At 35.1% G+C, this 17,180-nt stretch carries 17 protein-coding genes; all 17 read right to left on the reverse strand.

Going from position 1 to position 17,180, the window contains the following annotated elements:
* Positions 1 to 4: 4 nt before the first annotated feature.
* The 17 genes from IA57_RS05020 to rfbB are packed head-to-tail and all read right to left on the reverse strand — an operon-like array spanning position 5 to position 17,180.
* Entirely contained in the window at positions 5 to 1,201 is a 1,197-nt protein-coding gene (locus tag IA57_RS05020; protein ID WP_036120139.1) for an O-antigen ligase family protein, read from the reverse strand.
* Complete coding sequence (locus tag IA57_RS05025) at positions 1,191 to 2,000, reverse strand: glycosyltransferase (protein ID WP_036120142.1); 810 nt, start codon at positions 1,998 to 2,000, stop codon at positions 1,191 to 1,193. The genes IA57_RS05020 and IA57_RS05025 overlap by 11 nt, the downstream gene beginning before the upstream one ends.
* The gene (locus IA57_RS05030) at positions 1,960 to 3,378 is read right to left on the reverse strand and encodes an O-antigen ligase family protein (protein WP_036120145.1); all 1,419 of its coding nucleotides are present in this window, start codon (positions 3,376 to 3,378) and stop codon (positions 1,960 to 1,962) included. The genes IA57_RS05025 and IA57_RS05030 overlap by 41 nt, the downstream gene beginning before the upstream one ends.
* The gene (locus IA57_RS05035) at positions 3,378 to 4,298 is read right to left on the reverse strand and encodes a sulfotransferase family protein (RefSeq protein WP_036120149.1); all 921 of its coding nucleotides are present in this window, start codon (positions 4,296 to 4,298) and stop codon (positions 3,378 to 3,380) included. Before IA57_RS05035 ends, IA57_RS05030 begins: the two co-directional genes overlap by 1 nt.
* Entirely contained in the window at positions 4,291 to 4,731 is a 441-nt protein-coding gene (locus IA57_RS05040) for a serine O-acetyltransferase (RefSeq protein ID WP_036120152.1), read from the reverse strand. The genes IA57_RS05035 and IA57_RS05040 overlap by 8 nt, the downstream gene beginning before the upstream one ends.
* A gap of 6 nt (positions 4,732 to 4,737) precedes the next feature.
* Positions 4,738 to 5,985 (reverse strand): oligosaccharide flippase family protein, encoded by a 1,248-nt coding sequence (locus tag IA57_RS05045; protein WP_036120154.1) that lies wholly within the window; start codon positions 5,983 to 5,985, stop codon positions 4,738 to 4,740.
* Positions 5,986 to 5,995: 10 nt separating this feature from the next.
* On the reverse strand, positions 5,996 to 7,030 hold the full coding sequence (locus tag IA57_RS05050) for an NAD-dependent epimerase (protein WP_036120158.1): 1,035 nt from the start codon (positions 7,028 to 7,030) through the stop codon (positions 5,996 to 5,998).
* A 20-nt stretch (positions 7,031 to 7,050) separates the two neighbouring features.
* On the reverse strand, positions 7,051 to 8,304 hold the full coding sequence (locus IA57_RS05055; RefSeq protein WP_036120160.1) for a sulfate adenylyltransferase subunit 1: 1,254 nt from the start codon (positions 8,302 to 8,304) through the stop codon (positions 7,051 to 7,053).
* Positions 8,294 to 9,652: a hypothetical protein gene (locus IA57_RS05060; RefSeq protein WP_036120161.1), complete on the reverse strand. Its 1,359-nt coding sequence runs from the start codon at positions 9,650 to 9,652 to the stop codon at positions 8,294 to 8,296. The genes IA57_RS05055 and IA57_RS05060 overlap by 11 nt, the downstream gene beginning before the upstream one ends.
* 3 nt (positions 9,653 to 9,655) lie before the next feature.
* Complete coding sequence (locus tag IA57_RS05065; RefSeq protein WP_036120163.1) at positions 9,656 to 11,128, reverse strand: MBOAT family O-acyltransferase; 1,473 nt, start codon at positions 11,126 to 11,128, stop codon at positions 9,656 to 9,658.
* A 15-nt stretch (positions 11,129 to 11,143) separates the two neighbouring features.
* On the reverse strand, positions 11,144 to 12,049 hold the full coding sequence (cysD, locus tag IA57_RS05070) for a sulfate adenylyltransferase subunit CysD (RefSeq protein ID WP_036120166.1): 906 nt from the start codon (positions 12,047 to 12,049) through the stop codon (positions 11,144 to 11,146).
* On the reverse strand, positions 12,042 to 12,644 hold the full coding sequence (gene cysC / locus IA57_RS05075) for an adenylyl-sulfate kinase (protein WP_036121292.1): 603 nt from the start codon (positions 12,642 to 12,644) through the stop codon (positions 12,042 to 12,044). The genes cysD and cysC overlap by 8 nt, the downstream gene beginning before the upstream one ends.
* Before the next feature lie 4 nt (positions 12,645 to 12,648).
* Positions 12,649 to 13,077 (reverse strand): DUF2061 domain-containing protein, encoded by a 429-nt coding sequence (locus IA57_RS05080; protein ID WP_036120169.1) that lies wholly within the window; start codon positions 13,075 to 13,077, stop codon positions 12,649 to 12,651.
* A complete protein-coding gene (gene rfbD, locus IA57_RS12760; protein WP_084176723.1) occupies positions 13,078 to 14,727 on the reverse strand; it encodes a dTDP-4-dehydrorhamnose reductase in 1,650 nt (549 codons plus the stop codon).
* Positions 14,724 to 15,269 carry a dTDP-4-dehydrorhamnose 3,5-epimerase gene (gene rfbC, locus IA57_RS05090; protein WP_036120172.1) on the reverse strand — a complete coding sequence of 182 codons (546 nt, stop codon included), beginning with the start codon at positions 15,267 to 15,269 and terminating at the stop codon, positions 14,724 to 14,726. Before rfbC ends, rfbD begins: the two co-directional genes overlap by 4 nt.
* A complete protein-coding gene (gene rfbA / locus IA57_RS05095; protein WP_036121296.1) occupies positions 15,266 to 16,135 on the reverse strand; it encodes a glucose-1-phosphate thymidylyltransferase RfbA in 870 nt (289 codons plus the stop codon). The genes rfbC and rfbA overlap by 4 nt, the downstream gene beginning before the upstream one ends.
* 1 nt (position 16,136) lies before the next feature.
* Positions 16,137 to 17,180 (reverse strand): dTDP-glucose 4,6-dehydratase, encoded by a 1,044-nt coding sequence (rfbB, locus tag IA57_RS05100; protein ID WP_036120175.1) that lies wholly within the window; start codon positions 17,178 to 17,180, stop codon positions 16,137 to 16,139.

The following is a 17,180-nucleotide window of genomic DNA, read 5'->3' on the forward strand; positions in this document are numbered from 1 at the left end:
TTTTTTAAATTGAACTTTCTTTCCTTTTTTTTATGTTAAGTATGATAACAAAAACCAATGCAAATAAATAACACCCCAATTGTCTATAAAAAATATTTTCAACAAACATAATTAGAATCAAAGCACCTAACAAAGAATTGGACAAGAAAGTATAATTCCCTCTATATATCAAAGATGTTAATAATAAAATTAACAGAATTAATGTGATAACACCATACGCGAGTAAAAAATCCAAAAACTGATTATGGGTGTTAAACTTTTTTTCAACAAACCAATCTTGTCTTTTTTGTATCAAAATTTCGTTCTTGTAACAATCTACCAATAAATCATTGGAATGAGTGTATCCATTTCCGAACAAGTATGCTTTCTCATTAAAAAAAACTTCAACAGAACACTTCCATATATCGTAGCGAGGCTCATGTATCTTGATTTTTTCAAATAATCCATCATTATAAATATCGTCTAGATGGAAAAATCTTTTTGTCAGATTTTTATTAAGAATAAAAAAAAGCGTTATTACTAAAATTGCTGTAAACCCTAAAAAAAATCTTTGCTTTCTGTTTAATTCACAAATGATAAAGTAAAATAATATTAAAACAGAAGACACAATGGCAATTCGAGCTGCAATAAAAAAAAGAAAAACAGTCAACAATACCACATTAACTATAAAAAACCTCTTTAATCTATGGTTGGATTTAATAAAGTCCAATGAACAAACCATACTTATCACACTGTAAAAGCCTATGTATAACCTCTCAGACACTAAAATGTCATTAATGTGGTTTCCTTTAGAAAATTTAAAATCCTCGGAAGATAATATATATTCAATTATATTATACACAGACAATACCACAGCTAAGAAAACTGATATGATGAATAATTTCTTTAGTTTATCATAATTTTTAAAAGGGAGTGATATTAGTATAAACACAAATGGTATTAATAATTTTTTCAAGAATGAAAAGTCTATATGGATGAATGAAAATAAAAGCACTATTGCTATAATTGAGGCGTATCCTAAAAAGGCCTGCTCTTTCTTGAACACTTCAACAACATCTTCTGTTTTTATCACAAAAAAACTTAAAACAACCAATAAAAGTAGTAATATATTTGGAACAGCACTGACCAAATCCTCATATGGTAATGAAACACATAAAAGAATAAAAATATAGTTATATACTTTGCTCAAACTAATGTTCATTTAGTTTTAATAATTTTTTCAAGTTGTTTGAAGTATTTCTTGAAAGAAAAAGCAGTACAATGCTTCTTAACAATCCATAAATTGGATAAAAGCCAAAATAAAAATTATCTAATATTATTAAAATTCGGTGCTTAACTTGTAATTTCCTTCTTTTTGTTGAAATTGAATTTGAATCTATAACGTAATCTATTAATACTTCAGGATAGTTGGTTGTTTTATATTTTTTCACTATTCTAAAAAACAAATCATAATCTTGTGCAGCTCTGGTATATTTAGGATTATACATCGCTATGCTAGAGAAAATTTCTGTATTTATTACAACTGAAGGATGAACAAACATACTATTGAGAAACATTCTTTTTTTTATTTTTTCATATTCTATTGGATGTTTTAAATCATAAAGCTTTTTATTATTTTCATCTATATAGCTAGCCCAAGTTCCAAGTAGTTTCACATCTGGATTATTAATCAAATACTCAAGTTGTTTGGAAAACCTGTTCTTTTTACAATAGTCACCACAATCTAACCTGCCTATAAACGGATATCCCTTTTCTTGTGCAAATTTTATTCCTTCGTTTAAAGCCAAGCTCAATCCTTTGTTGCTTTCAAGTTCCTTTAGGTAAATTTCACCATTTTCATACACCTGTTTAATTGAGTTAATATTTGGTTTAATTGTGCTTCCATCATCAATCACAAGAACATCAACCTCAATGTCATCATCTATAGACATAATTGACCTCTTTAGACCTTCTGGATCATTATAATGAGGAATTAACGTTATTATTTTTTTTTGATTCATACTTTGATTTGATTTGACTTTGGAACATAATGATTAACACAAAACAGACCCAAAAAAAGTATATTCTAAAAGTATCTACTTTCAGCCAATTAATCACAAAACCAACCATTGAGATCGTTATAACAAGTGGTATGATTGTTTGTTCACCTTGCTTTATAAAAGCCTTATTATAACACCACAAAAGTATCATAAATAAAAAAAACACAAACAACATAAACCCTATTATGCCCGTTTCGGATAAAAGACGTAAGTATATGTTATAACCAGGAGGAAAACTTTTAACCTCTTCATTTAAATATTTAAGCCTGAATTCCCAATTGTTTTCAACAGCCCAATCTGGGTAAAGCTCTTTTGATTCAAATGCCTGCAGACCATACCCAGTGCCTTTAATCGGATTTTTCAAAAAAACCTGAAACATAGCATATTGAATACCAAATCTTGATTTATTTGAAAGGGCATGAACCTCATCATCTGTTTTAAATGAAATTATCTTTGAATATGTGTATTGGATGATCGGCTTGTGAAAAACTAGAAATGAAATTGTTCCTAAAGTAATTAATGATAGGAAGGTATTAACAAAAATCCTATTGTATTTTTTGTCTTTGATGGTATAGAGCACAAAAACAAGAATTTGCACCAAAATAATGAAAAACCCAGCTCGAGAACCCGATAAAAAACAAAGTATTATTGTGAATAAAATAGGTAAATATTTTTTTAAACCTTTTTTTTCTGTTAAAAGATAACTAAACATCCACCCTGAGATACTTAAAAGATACGTTGCAAGTGCAGGAGATTCAAAAGTAACTGAAGACATTCGCTTTGTTGTCCAATCAATATTTACTCTTGTAAAAGGAAAATAATTGAATACTTCTATTACGCTTAATAGGTTATCAAAACCTAATTTTACTATAAAAAACTCTAAAGTGGAGTAAATTGAAACAATAATTAAAGAGTATAAGATCACCTTTCTTATTTTCAAGAAAACATATTTTATATCATATTTTTTTAAAATATTGTAAAACACACAAATGCTAAACAGAGAAGAGATGATCAGTGATACATATTGTCTTAAAAACCTAGAAACTCCAGAAGTTGCTTTAAAGTAATAATCATTAATATCGTATATGTTCAATAACCCTGTCAATAAAAAATAAACTAGAATTAACAAGAAAACATTAAAATACTGGCTACTTATCGGAAACGCTATTTTTCTCCTAATGAAAACAAAAAAGCCAGCAAGTAGAAAGAATAACACACAAGAGTCTCTTTTGAACTCTCCCAAAACCGCAATACCCTCATAAGAATTAAAAGGCATAAAAAAGACTCCTAACAAAAATAAAAAAAAAGGTAAATCCTTAATCTTAAGAAGTGTTTTCATTACTCAACAAAAAACTTTTTGTTCCATGAAGAAACATCGATTTCAAGATTTTTCAACTTTTGAACATCCTCTTTAAACAAATCTATCAAATAATCTTCAGTTTCGACATCTATTTTCGGGGTTGAAACTCTATAGTTGTCAACTATTTTATTAATTATATTTTTTGCTTGAACAGGGATAGGAATTATTTGTTTGACCAAACTCTTGAATTTTGTTTGTTTAAAAAAGAACCTTGTGATTAAGTTATCTTTGAAAACTCCTCCATGATTATATCGTTTTTCTATGTTGTCTGGTTCATAATTAACATCTACATCTAAAAAGCCAAACACTTTTTTCATTGTTGACCTCGTATCTTTATTCAGCTCTTCTTGGGTTATTATGAGCACATTTTCAAATTTTTCAAGTGCTTGTTGTAATTTATCAAAATAGGTAGAATTAAATTTATAATACCAAAAGTCAGAATATTGTTTTTGTTTCCTTATCTCTTCATTGAGCAATGCTTCATAAAAGGATAGTTTTTCACGGTGCTCTCTTACCAAATGCAAATAATTGGAATAAGCTCTTTTGATTGGATCTCTTAACATTACTATAACCTTCGGGTTACAAAGCTCTTTGTTTATTGTATCAAATTTACTAGGGTAATTTATATAAGAAGGTGAAGCTTCTCCTATTAATTGTCCAGATTTTACATTTTTAAAACAATTTTCGTAGTTGTTTATATCTGATATTTGTGTGATTTTTGCTTCTTTATCTCCTGGTCCTTTATCAAGTTTAGCAAGTATGCGATTAGTAAAATAATGCAATTCTTTTTGTTTAGGCATATAAATTTGAGGATGGTTTTCTAAGTAATAATGAAGTGCCGTAGAACCACATTTTGGAAAACCAGCTATTATAAAATTTGGCCTTTTTTGTTTACTCATGTTTTTCTGCTGTTTTAACTATCTTGGCGGGGCTTCCAATTGCAATTGAATTTGAAGGGATGTCGTTTAGAACAACCGAACCTGCTCCAATAACGACATTATCTCCAATGCTTATATCTCCTATTATAATACTATTTGGATAAATGGTCACTCTATCCCCTATGTTAGGATAATGCCCATTTTTAAAGTCTTGAGTTTCCTTGGTTCCAATTGTCACATTGTGGTAAATCTTACACTCTTTTCCTATTTTAACCTTATACCCGATTACAATTCCCATTGGATGAGGGAGTATTGTATTCTTTTTATATAGTTCCCAAATGCCTATGTTTAAATGATTACATAAATAAACCTTTATATTTCTATAACAATAGATACTGAGAATAGAATCCTTAACAAAACAATAAAGAGCTTTTCCAATACTAATCCTTTTCATTATTTATTATATTATTTTGTATTTTTTACTTCGAAGATATCTATAATAAGTATCAACCATAAAAGAAAACACAAATATAGCCCCTAAAAAGTTGAGAGTCATTTTTTCATATAAAATTGGATAAAGAACAATTATTGAGATTAAATAGACGATACTTGAAAAAGCCATACTATAAAGCACGTCCTTTTCATAACCATTCACAATCAAACAATTTCTTCCTAAAAGCCCTCCCAAAATTTGCAAAGGGACGAAAAAGACAACAACTCTTAATAGAGAAACAGAACCCAACATTTCTTCCCCTCCCAAAATTTTGACTAAAAATGGAGCTAGGAATAATACCATAACTACAAATGTGATTGAAAGTATTGAACTTAAATAAATGATTTTTCTTAAAAATCCCTTGTCCTTATCTCTACTCATTTTAGGAAAAACAGATACACTTATTAACTCCAAAAAAGAGGTTCCTATTCTTGAAATCTTTAAAGCTAAATCAAAATACGCAACTTCTTTGTATGAAAACAAAAATTTGACAATTACAATGTTTAAATTGGACTTTAAGGTATTTGATGCATAGGCTAGAGCCATAACAAAAGATTTCTTTATATAAAATTTTAAAACATAAAGTTTTTGCCAACTATATTTTATACCTTTTTTCAATAAAATAACCTGAGAAATAATGCCCGCTATTACAGCTCCTAAACCATTAATTATCGGCACAAGCAAATAATCGTCGGGGTGATTTATTAAAATAAAGACCAACAACAAAAAGATTACCCTGCTAATTAATGTTATTATGGTAATGTACTTCATTTCCTCAACACCTTGAAAATAGTACATTGGGAAAATAAATTCATAAAAACACATCCAAAAAGTCAAATAAAATAATGCTTTGTGTTCTTGTAAACTAGGAATGATAAATATCAATATTGACAAGAATATCAATGACAGTAACAACAAAAAACCTTTAATGATTAAAATGCTACTCAATATCTTGTCTAATTTTGCTTTGTTATGTTTGTTTATACTTATTTCTTTGGTTGCTGTAATATTAAACCCAAAGTTTATAAAGACAACAAAATAACCCAACACTGCTTGAGCATAAATAACCAACCCATAGACTCCACCACCCAAAACCCTTATTAAATAAGGAAATACGATTAGGGGTATTAACATATTCAATAATTGTATTATTGATAAATAAGAAAAATTTTCTATAATCTTCTTATTTTTCTTTAATACCTCAAAAATTTTCATTCGCGTTTCTTTAACCGTTTGTTTTGTAAAAATCTCTATACCACTCTACAAACTTTTGAACTCCTTTTTCTATGTTGACAGAGCTTTTATACCCCATTTGCTCAAGTTTGGACACGTCAGCCCAAGTACGGGACACATCGCCAGGTTGCATAGGTAAATACTCCTTTTCTGCTTCTTTTCCTAAACTGGTTTCTATAGCCTTTATGAAATCTCCTAGAGATTCTGGACTTCCATTACCAATGTTAGACAGTCTGTAAGGTGCTGTTTTTTTACTGTTTTCAGCAATGTTAGGCGGGTTTTTCAAAACAATCTCTATACCGTGTATGATATCATCAATATAGGTAAAATCCCTACTCATTTTGCCACGGTTAAAAACTTTAATGGATTCTCCTTGACTTATGGCTTTTGTAAATAAAAAAAGTGCCATATCTGGTCTTCCCCAAGGTCCGTAAACAGTAAAGAAGCGTAGCCCAGTAGTTGGGATATTAAACAAGTGACTGTAAGTATACGCCATAAGCTCATTGCTTTTTTTGGTAGCAGCGTATAAGCTTATTGGATGATCAACATTATCTGTTACTGAAAATGGTGTTTTATCGTTTTCGCCGTAGACACTAGAGCTACTAGCATATAATAAGTGTTTAATTTTGTTATGTCTACAACATTCTAAAATATTTAGAAAGCCTACTACGTTACTATCAATATAAGCATTAGGGTTTTCTAAACTATAGCGTACACCTGCTTGTGCTGCTAAATTACAAACAACATCAAATTGTTGTTCTTCAAAAAGTTTAAAAAGATTTTTACGATCTTCAAGGTGCATCCTTACAAAGGAAAACCCTTTTAGACTTTCCGATTCACTCAAACTATTAAATTGTTCTGCCTTGTTTTTGAGAACACCCAGTTCTTTAAGTCTAGCATACTTTAATTCAATGTCATAATAATCATTTACATTGTCCAAGCCAACAACTTCATGATGTTGCTCTATTAATTTTTTACACAAGTGAAATCCTATAAACCCTGCTGCTCCTGTAACTAGTATTTTCAATATTTACTTTTTTTGTATTTCTACACAACCATCCCAGCAGCCACCGTCTCATTGGTAGCATCATCAACTAGTATGATACTTCCTGTGGTGCGGTTTTCTCGGTACGAATCGACCATAAGGGGTTTTGTGGTTCTAATTTTCACCTTGGAAATATCGTTCATGCCTAGGGTTTTATCGTCGCTAATGCGCCCAAGGGTATTGATGTCAATTTTATAGATCACCTCTTTTATCATGGCTTTTTGCTCGTTGCTGGTGTGCCTAATGGTATACTTGGCTCGTGGTTTGGCCGGAGCATCGTTTAACCAACACAGCATGACCTCCAGGTCTTGACTGGCATCTGGCGTGTTGTTAGAACGCACAATCATATCGCCACGGCTTATATCGATATCGTCTTCTAGAGTTATAGACACCGACATGGTTGCAAAAGCTTCGTCTAAACTTTCGTTAAAGGCATCTATCGTTTTTATTTTAGAGGTAAAGCCCGAGGGCATAACCGTAATCTCATCGCCAACCCTAAACACGCCACTGGCAATACGCCCAGCATAGCCCCTATAATCTATAAACCCTTCGCGTTGTGGTCTTAATACGGTTTGCACCGGAAAACGGGCATCTACCTTATTAATGTCGCTACTAATGTGCATGGTCTCTAAAGTATGTAGCAATGGCGCCCCTTGGTACCAATCCATATTGGTGGAACGATTCACCACATTATCGCCGTTAAGGGCGCTTATAGGAATAAACCGAATGTCTCTTACCAGAAGTTTTGACGAAAACTCCTCAAACTGCTCGATAACCTGGTTATAGGCCTCTTCCGAGTGGTCTACCAAATCCATTTTATTTATACAAACAATAATGTGCGGTATTTGTAGTAGCGATGCAATAAAGGCGTGGCGCCTGGTTTGCTCTATCACCCCATGGCGGGCATCGACCAGAATAATGGCCGCATTGGCCGTTGAAGCTCCTGTTACCATATTACGTGTATATTGAATATGACCTGGTGTATCTGCTATAATGAATTTTCGTTTTGGTGTGGTAAAATAACGATAGGCAACATCAATAGTAATACCTTGTTCGCGTTCATCCCTTAAACCATCTGTAAACAAAGCTAAATCAACACCTTCATGTCCTTTCTTTTTACTGGTGTTTTCAATCGCTTGTAATTGGTCTTCAAAAATAGATTTTGAATCGTATAATAAACGCCCAATCAGCGTACTTTTCCCATCATCAACACTTCCTGCTGTTGTGAATCGTAATAATTGATTGTTATCTAACATGTTTAAATTTATCCATTTTGATTATTAACTTTTTTTTATTGGGGCCAATAAAAAACTTCATGTCTTTTATCTTTTTCAAATCTAGATTAATTTGATAACTTAAAAAATTTTTGTCATTATATTCAAGATACCCATTTAACCATTTACAGTTCTTTTCTATCTTATCGCTATAATTCATCTGATATTGCAAACAAGTATTTAATCTTTTAAGTTTGTCTTTTTCTCCTTCTATCAATATTTCATATTTATCATCAAATACCTTAAAAAGATAAACCTTGTTAACATGTAGCGAGTCGTTGACGTAAGAATCTTTTATTTCGCTGTTCCAAATAATCTCTTTACTATTATTTTTAGCAATAAGGTATCTATTATTTTTAGAAGGAAGCTCTCTTTTATTAAAAGTATTATACCTTTTTAAAATGTAATCAGATAAATAAAGAGAAACTTTTAAAGCTCCTCTGGAATTTAAATGATCTGGATCCACAAAATCATATTTATTCAATTTAATTTTTTTCCAAAGCGGATTAAAGTCAACATAATCAGCTCCAATGCTATCTAAATAATTTTTAATATTTTCCTGATAGCTTATACTTTGTTTTCCTCTAATTTCCTTAAAAAAAGGAGCGCATACAAACAAGACTGGAATGTTTGACTCTTGACTAAAATTTAATATTCTACTTATAGATTTTTTTTCTCCTAATGTTAGTTGTTCTTTAGTGTTATTTCTAAACTTGACTTTTTTGAGATTGTTTTCATGCTTGTCCCAAGTTTTCTTGTCTAAAACAAAAGCTGTATGAAAACCACTATAATAATCAATGTCTTGATTTATTTTGTATTCTTTGCTTTCAAATATTCTCTCCCAATTTGAATGATTTTTATAAAGCGGAATTGAATTCAAAGGATTCATTTCTCCAATTTTCCTAATCGTCATGAGCTTTTCTTTAGAAAACCCGAAATTATCTAAAACCTTATATTGAAACCTTTTTTTAAATTCATTATTCGGAGTTATTTCTTTAATAGATTCTGAAAACACATCGATGATAATTAACTTTAAATCATTACTTTCTATTACTTTTCTCATTAGAAATTCTGAAGTAGAAATATTTTGTAATGGAGATCCAAAATTAAAAGTCTTCAATCCTGTTTCAGCCTCCAAAACCCTTGGGTCATATGTGGCATAAGCGTGAGATGTCCCAAAGATAGCCACATCAATTTTGTTCTGTAAACTTTTGTATTGATTATGACTAAACAATTCAATACTGTTCCCTTGGAAAGATTTAGAAACATATGCTGCTAAAAAAACAAAAAGACTTGTAAAAACTATACTTTTAAAAACAAATTCTTTCATTCTTTAAAACTGAAAATAAATAAATTCTTGAACATTTCTATCTCCGTAAACGCCAAAAATAATTATAATAAAAACAATACCTAAATAGCAGAACCATCTAAACGCCATTGATTGTTTATTTAGAATCCCTACTAAATTCTTCTTTCTGTGAACATATTCAATAACATAGAGGCTCAATATAGAAAGCATTATCACTCTAAACTCATTAGTCTTTAAGCCAATTAAATAGGTGTTTTTATCGAACAATCTATCAATATTAAAGTCTGTAATAATGCCATTTGTTATTTGCCAAGCATCCTCAAGTGAATTTGCTCTAAAAAACACCCATGCAAAACAAACAATTACAAAAATGATTAGGCCAAAAAACAAGTGGTTTGAAAAAGTATTTTTTAACAAACCTAATTTAGCAAAAACTCTTTTTCTGTAACTCAAGCTTCCTTTTTCTATCATTAATATTGCTCCATGAATTGCTCCCCAAATTACAAAAGTCAATGCTGCTCCATGCCACAAACCGCTCACAACAAAAACTATGAATATATTGGAATAAGTCCTAAACTTTCCTTTTTTATTTCCACCTAAAGGAATATACAAATAATCCCTAAACCATGTTGATAATGAAATGTGCCACCTTCTCCAAAATTCCGTTAGTGATTTTGAAATATAAGGGCTGTCAAAATTCTTCATTAGGTCAAATCCCATGGTTCGACCTAAACCTATAGCTATATCTGAATAACCCGAAAAATCACAATAAATTTGAAATGCAAATAAAATAGTTGCATAGGCGTAACCTACTCCACCATAATCATCAACATTATTATAAACTTCATTGACATAAAGAGCTGCCCTGTCTGCAATTACCATTTTTTTAAATAGTCCAAAAGCCATGAGCAACAACCCTGACTTAACAAGCTTGTAATTAAACTTATATGTTCTATAAAATTGAGGCAATAAGTGTGATGCTCTTTCGATTGGTCCAGCAACAAGTTGGGGGAAAAATGCAACAAAAGCACTAAAGGCTAAAAGATTGTTTGTGGGCTTTAGTTGTTTTCTATAAATATCTATGGTGTAACTTAATGTTTGAAATGTATAGAAACTAATACCGACTGGTAAAATTATATTCAAAGTGGATGCTTCAAGTTTTTTACCAAACAAACTGAATGAGTCAACAAAGGTTTCTATGAAGAAATTGGTGTACTTAAAATAAATTAGGAATCCTAGGTTGACAAATAAGCTAATAAAAAGTAACTGTTTTCGTTTTGTTAATTTGTCTGTACCATAAAGGCGTTTCCCTACATAAAAATCAACCAACGTGCTAATTACTATTAGAAACAAAAACCGCCAATCCCACCAACCATAAAATATATAACTGGCAACCAAAATCAAAGCATTTCTTAATGCTAAGTTCTTTGCTACTATCCAATAGAGCACAAAAACTATTGGAAAAAATATAGCAAAGTCAATTGAGTTAAAAAGCATGAAGCACGAAATTCATTAAAAATACCCTTGCTTTTTTCGGTCTTCCATGGCGGTTTCAGAGCGCTTGTCGTCGCTGCGGTTCCCGCGTTCTGTTTGGCGCATGGCTGCTACTTCTTGGGCGATTTTCTCCACGGTATCGGCATCGCTTTCTATACCGCCTGTTATGGTAATATCGCCTAGGGTTCTAAAACGAATTTTCTTGGTGACTACGGCTTCGTGCTCTTCTAAAATTAGATAATCCGAATTTGGAATCCAAGAGTTGTTACGCCACACCACTTCACGTTCGTGAGCAAAGTACAGCGATGGAATTTGAATGTTCTCGCGTTTTATATAGTTCCACACATCCATTTCGGTCCAGTTGCTTATGGGGAAGGCTCTAAAATGCTCGCCTTCAAAATGCTTGCCGTTAAAGAGGTTCCACAGCTCTGGGCGTTGGTTTTTGGGATCCCACTGACCGAAATCGTCCCTATGGGAAAAGAACCGCTCTTTGGCCCTAGCCTTTTCTTCATCACGGCGACCACCGCCAATGGCGCAGTCTACCTTGTTGTCTTCTATAGCGTCTAACAAAGTGGTGATTTGCAAGGCATTACGGGTGGCGTTCTTTCCTTTTTCCTCGGCCACACGGCCTTGGTCTATAGATTCCTGTACAGAGCCCACTATAAGGTTTACCCCCAATTCGTTAATTAAATCGTCGCGAAACTTAATGGTTTCGGGGAAATTATGCCCGGTATCGACATGCATTAACGAAAACGGAATCTTACTGGGGTAAAAAGCCTTTCTGGCCAAATGGGTCACCACAATAGAATCTTTCCCTCCCGAGAATAAAATTACTGGGTTTTCAAACTGAGCCCAAACCTCACGCAAGACGTAAATGGCTTCGCTCTCTAACTCGTCTAAATAATTTAAATAATACTTACTCATGGCTGAGTTGTAATTTTGGTGTTATATATTCTATAATCCGTTGGGCAGCTGCCGCAACAGATTCTTCTTCTGTTTTAATTTCTACATCGGGTTGCTCTGGCGCTTCATAGGGTACCGAAATGCCCGTCATGTTCTTAATTTCGCCCGCGCGTGCTTTTTTGTAAAGTCCTTTTACATCGCGGCGCTCGCATTCTTCTACGCTGGTATTCACGTAAATTTCAACAAAGTTAGCATCTTTAACGATACTTCTAATGTTCTCGCGGTCTTTTTTATAGGGCGATACAAAAGCGGCAAGCGTAACCAAACCGGCATCGACCATTAAATGAGCAACCTCGGCAATTCTTCTTATGTTTTCAGTTCTGTCTTCCGGAGCAAAAGTCAGATCTTTATTAATTCCTTGACGGATGTTATCGCCATCTAAGGTGTAGGTTTTTATGCCCTGTTGGTGCAGTTTCTGCTCTACCAAATTGGCTATGGTCGATTTCCCAGAACCCGACAAGCCGGTAAACCACAATAAAAAAGACTTGTGATGGTTGCTTTTTTGTCTGTCATCCCTGGAAACCTGATAACTATGTGGGGTAATGTTCGCTTTCATTTTTTTAATTGTTTTTTCTGTTGGGTAATCCAAAGTCTATCTTATACCAAACGCGTTCGTGCAAATAATACAGCAGCATTTTCGTAACCACCTCTGCAAAGCCTATTTTTAGTGCCGCCAAGGGGTCGCCAGAGATTATCCAAGCCAATGTCATGGTATCTAAAGTTCCTACCAGTCGCCAGGTAACCGTTTTGGCAATATGGCGTTTTCTGCTTTCCAGCAAAACCCCGTCTTTAGTGAGGTTTATTTTATACCAAACACGCTCATGCAAGTAATACAGTATGGTTTTGGTCGTAACCTCGGCAATGCCTATTTTAAGCCCAGAAAGCGGATTTCCAGTAATAAACCACGACAATAAAATGGTGTCTAAGGTTCCTACTACACGCCAGGTAATGGTTTTGGCAATATGCCTTTTATAAGAAACATCGGCCATTTATCTGCTCACCAAAAAATAAGGGTTTAACAAATCTTCCTTGTTGTATTCTAGCGGCTTATTGGTGGCTTTCGAAATAACCTGTAGCCCCACGGCATTGCAAATGGCATGGCCTGCTGCGGTATCCCATTCCATGGTTGGGGCGTAACGCGGATACACGTCGGCGTTGCCTTCGGCGACCAAACAGAATTTTAACGAGCTTCCTTTCGATACGATTTCCACCGCTTTACCTTCGGCTTTTAAACCTTCCACAAAATCTAAGGTGTCTTGGTTCATGTGCGAGCGGCTTCCCACAACTTGCACCGGATTGGCACCGTCTTTTTTGGGTTGAAGTTTTTCAGCCTTTTCAAATACTGTTTTTAAGGCCGTGTCGTGCGATTCCAAAATGGATTTATACGCTGTTTTTGTTGCAACATCGGCATAATAAAGCGTTTTGGTAGCTGGCACATAAATAACCCCTAATATGGGCTGTCCCTGCTTAACCAAAGCGATGTTTACCGTAAACTCGCCGTTGCGTTTTATAAATTCTTTGGTGCCATCTACCGGATCGACCACCCAACAGCTATCCCAGGTTTTTCTAACAGCGTAATCGGTTTGTTTATTTTCCTCTGAAATAATAGGAATTTCTGTCGGCCTTAAAAACGAATTAATAACATCGTTAGCACGTTTATCAGCTTCGGTTAATGGCGATTTATCGTCTTTCAGTTCTACATCAAAAGGGGTGTCGTACACTTCCATAATAACCTTTCCGGCCTCTAATGTAGCTTGTATGGCTGTTTGTAATTGTTCTTGCATATCTAATCTTAAAATAGCGGTTTTAAGGCTTGTTTTCCAATGGTGGGCTTTTAACCCAAACGTTGTTTCTATTTTTTTAGTGTTCAGCACGCTGTATTTGGGGCGTGCTGCGGGTGTGGGGTAGCCTGAAGTTGCAATTGGGGCAACTTTTGTGGCAATCCCTTTTAGCTCGAAAATGGCTTTGGCAAAATCGTACCAACTAATCGACCCGGTATTGCTGTAGTGGTACGTGCCGTAGTGTTGCTTGTCCTGTTGAACCATTTCTAACAAGGTATGGGCCAAATCTTCAGCATGGGTTGGTGTGCCTATTTGATCGTTTACCACATGAAGCCTGCTTTTTTCCTTAGCAAGCCGAAGCATGGTCTTTAAAAAATTGTGGTTGTAGGCCGAATACAACCAAGATGTTCTTACAATGTAATAGGTTTTTAAAATGCTGGCAATGGCCTGCTCCCCTTTAAGCTTGGAGGCGCCATAAACCCCTAACGGATGGGTTGCATCAGTTTCGGTATAAGGTGTTTTAGACTGTCCGTCGAACACAAAATCGGTTGACACATGAATAAGTTTTACACCATACGTTTTGCAGGCTTCGGCTAGGTTTTTTGCCCCAGTTGCATTGACCAAAAATGCTTGGTCGCTATCCGATTCGGCTTTATCTACAGCCGTATAAGCTGCACAGTTAATGCACCAATCTAGCTTGTGGCTTTTAAAAAAAGCCGCCACTTGGGAGGTGTTTGTAATATCGAGAACAGAAGCGTCAACCAACACAAGATCCAGCTCAGAAAAATGGGACTGTAACCCATGTATGCATCGCCCTAATTGTCCATTCGCACCAGTAACTAAAACTGTTGTTTTCATTTAAAATACGCTTCAATCGTGGGCAAATGTAAGTCTTTTTTCGATAATTCTACTAAATTAGTAGGAAATTCCCAGTCGATATTTAGTGTGGGGTCGTTGTATGCGATTCCGGCCTCGGCAGCTTTGCTGTAAAAGTTATCGCATTTGTATGAAAAAATAGCCGTTTCGCTCAATACCAAAAAGCCGTGTGCAAACCCTCTGGGAACAAACAGCTGCTTTTTATTTTCTCCTGAAAGCACTGCTTTAAAATGTTTGCAGAATGTAGGTGAATTGGGGCGTAAATCGACCACAACATCCAACACACGACCCACAACAACCCGTATTAATTTGGCTTGGGCATGATCGCCTGTTTGAAAATGAAGCCCCCTAAGAACCCCTTTAGTCGATTGGGATTCGTTGTCTTGCACAAAGGTGACCTCTTGGCCGATGGCTTGATTAAAAGCCTGCTGATTAAAAGTTTCTAAAAAATACCCCCTATGGTCGTTAAATACGCTTGGTTCTATCTCAAAACAACCTTTAAGGGCAGTCTCCTTTACAATCATGATTTTTTATTTAACAGTCCGAGTAAATTTTTTCCATAACCACTTTTAAGCAACGGCTGAGCCAATTTTCTAAAGGCTGCTTCTGTAATGTAGCCCATTTCGAAAGCAGCGGCCTCTATAGAGCCAATCTTTAAGCCTTGACGCTCCTCTATAACCTCAACAAATTGGGAGGCTTGCATGAGCGACTGGAAAGTTCCCGTGTCTAACCAAGCGGTTCCGCGGTCTAAAATGCTCACCTTAAGCTTGCCTTGCGCTAAGTAAGCCTTGTTGATGTCGGTAATTTCCAATTCACCTCGAGAACTCGGCTTAATGTTTTTGGCAATGTTAATTACCGTATTGTCGTAAAAATAAATTCCCGGCACAGCGTAATTGGACTTGGGAACTTTTGGTTTTTCCTCTATTGAAATGGCCTGACCTGTATCATCAAACTCTACCACCCCATAGCGTTCGGGGTCATTTACGCGGTAGGCATAAATAATACCGCCATCGGGGTCGTTATTGCTTTGCAGCAAATTGGCCAAACCTGTTCCGTAAAAAATGTTATCGCCCAAAATAAGGGCAACCTTATCGTTCCCCACAAAATCGGCCCCGATAATAAAGGCTTCTGCCAGCCCATTAGGCGCCTCTTGAACGGCATATTCAAACCGACAGCCGTAGTTTTTACCATCACCTAACAAGGCCTTGAAAAGCGGTAAGTCCTGCGGAGTAGATATGATAAGAATGTCCTTAATCCCCGCATACATTAAGGTAGAAAGCGGGTAATAAATCATGGGCTTATCGTAAATAGGCATCAACTGCTTACTTACCGATAGTGTTAAGGGGTGTAAGCGTGTTCCAGACCCTCCTGCTAAAATTATTCCTTTCATATTAGCCGTATTGCTTTTGGTAGTATTGCTGATAGGTGCCACTTGTAACATGTGCTAGCCATTCGGTATTCTTTAAATACCAATCGATGGTTTTAGACAAGCCTTCCTCGAAAGTAACCGATGGGCTCCAACCCAATTCTTTATTAATTTTTGAAGCGTCTATCGCATATCGTAAATCGTGGCCGGGCCGATCCTTTACAAACGTGATTAATTGATCCGAGGTACCTTGTGGCTGCCCTAGCTTTTCGTCCATTTGTTTGCAGAGTGCCTTAACCAAATCAATGTTTTTCCATTCGTTAAAACCGCCTATGTTATAGGTTTCGCCTTGCATCCCTTTATGAAAGGCCAAATCGATGGCCTTGGCATGGTCTATGACATACAGCCAATCACGGGTATAGTTGCCATCGCCATAAACCGGTAATGGTTTTTTGGCAAGGATGTTATTAATAAACAAAGGAATTAATTTCTCTGGAAATTGATTTGGCCCATAATTGTTAGAGCAATTTGTAATGATATAAGGCAATTTATAGGTCTCGCCATAAGCCCTTACAAAATGATCTGAACTGGCTTTTGATGCCGAATAGGGCGAATTGGGGTCGTAAGCTGTTTGCTCGGTAAACAGGCCTGTTTCCCCTAGGGTACCATACACCTCGTCTGTGCTGATGTGGTAGAATAACTTCCCATGGTAATTGCCGTGCCAAGTTTGCTTAAATGCATTGAGCAAATTTACCGTGCCGATAACATTGGTTTTAACAAAGGCCAACGGATCGGTTATGGAGCGATCTACATGCGATTCTGCAGCTAAATGGATTACGCCATCAAATTTATGGGTGCTAAAAAGGGTGTCGATAAAATGAGCGTTGTTAATGTCGCCTTTTACAAAGGTATAATTGGGCTGGGCTTCAACATCCTTAAGGTTTTCCAAATTACCGGCATAGCTTAGGCTATCGAGGTTAACAATGGTATAGTCAGGATAGGTCTCTACAAAAAGTCTCACAACATGCGACCCAATAAAACCTGCCCCTCCCGTAATTAAAATCTTCAT

The organism is Mangrovimonas yunxiaonensis (assembly GCF_000733475.1).
In the GTDB taxonomy this organism is placed as follows: Bacteria; Bacteroidota; Bacteroidia; order Flavobacteriales; family Flavobacteriaceae; genus Mangrovimonas; species Mangrovimonas yunxiaonensis.

Coding starts and splice junctions, on each gene's coding strand:
- IA57_RS05035 (WP_036120149.1), bottom strand. CDS start 4,298: ATGAGTAAACAAAAAAGGCCAAATTTTATAATAGCTGGTTTTCCAAAA.
- IA57_RS05045 (WP_036120154.1), bottom strand. CDS start 5,985: ATGAAAATTTTTGAGGTATTAAAGAAAAATAAGAAGATTATAGAAAAT.
- rfbC (WP_036120172.1), bottom strand. CDS start 15,269: ATGATTGTAAAGGAGACTGCCCTTAAAGGTTGTTTTGAGATAGAACCA.
- IA57_RS05025 (WP_036120142.1), bottom strand. CDS start 2,000: ATGAATCAAAAAAAAATAATAACGTTAATTCCTCATTATAATGATCCA.
- IA57_RS05040 (WP_036120152.1), bottom strand. CDS start 4,731: ATGAAAAGGATTAGTATTGGAAAAGCTCTTTATTGTTTTGTTAAGGAT.
- rfbD (WP_084176723.1), bottom strand. CDS start 14,727: ATGAAAACAACAGTTTTAGTTACTGGTGCGAATGGACAATTAGGGCGA.
- IA57_RS05020 (WP_036120139.1), bottom strand. CDS start 1,201: ATGAACATTAGTTTGAGCAAAGTATATAACTATATTTTTATTCTTTTA.
- IA57_RS05060 (WP_036120161.1), bottom strand. CDS start 9,652: ATGAAAGAATTTGTTTTTAAAAGTATAGTTTTTACAAGTCTTTTTGTT.
- IA57_RS05030 (WP_036120145.1), bottom strand. CDS start 3,378: ATGAAAACACTTCTTAAGATTAAGGATTTACCTTTTTTTTTATTTTTG.
- rfbB (WP_036120175.1), bottom strand. CDS start 17,180: ATGAAGATTTTAATTACGGGAGGGGCAGGTTTTATTGGGTCGCATGTT.
- cysC (WP_036121292.1), bottom strand. CDS start 12,644: ATGAAAGCGAACATTACCCCACATAGTTATCAGGTTTCCAGGGATGAC.
- rfbA (WP_036121296.1), bottom strand. CDS start 16,135: ATGAAAGGAATAATTTTAGCAGGAGGGTCTGGAACACGCTTACACCCC.
- cysD (WP_036120166.1), bottom strand. CDS start 12,049: ATGAGTAAGTATTATTTAAATTATTTAGACGAGTTAGAGAGCGAAGCC.
- IA57_RS05055 (WP_036120160.1), bottom strand. CDS start 8,304: ATGTTAGATAACAATCAATTATTACGATTCACAACAGCAGGAAGTGTT.
- IA57_RS05080 (WP_036120169.1), bottom strand. CDS start 13,077: ATGGCCGATGTTTCTTATAAAAGGCATATTGCCAAAACCATTACCTGG.
- IA57_RS05065 (WP_036120163.1), bottom strand. CDS start 11,128: ATGCTTTTTAACTCAATTGACTTTGCTATATTTTTTCCAATAGTTTTT.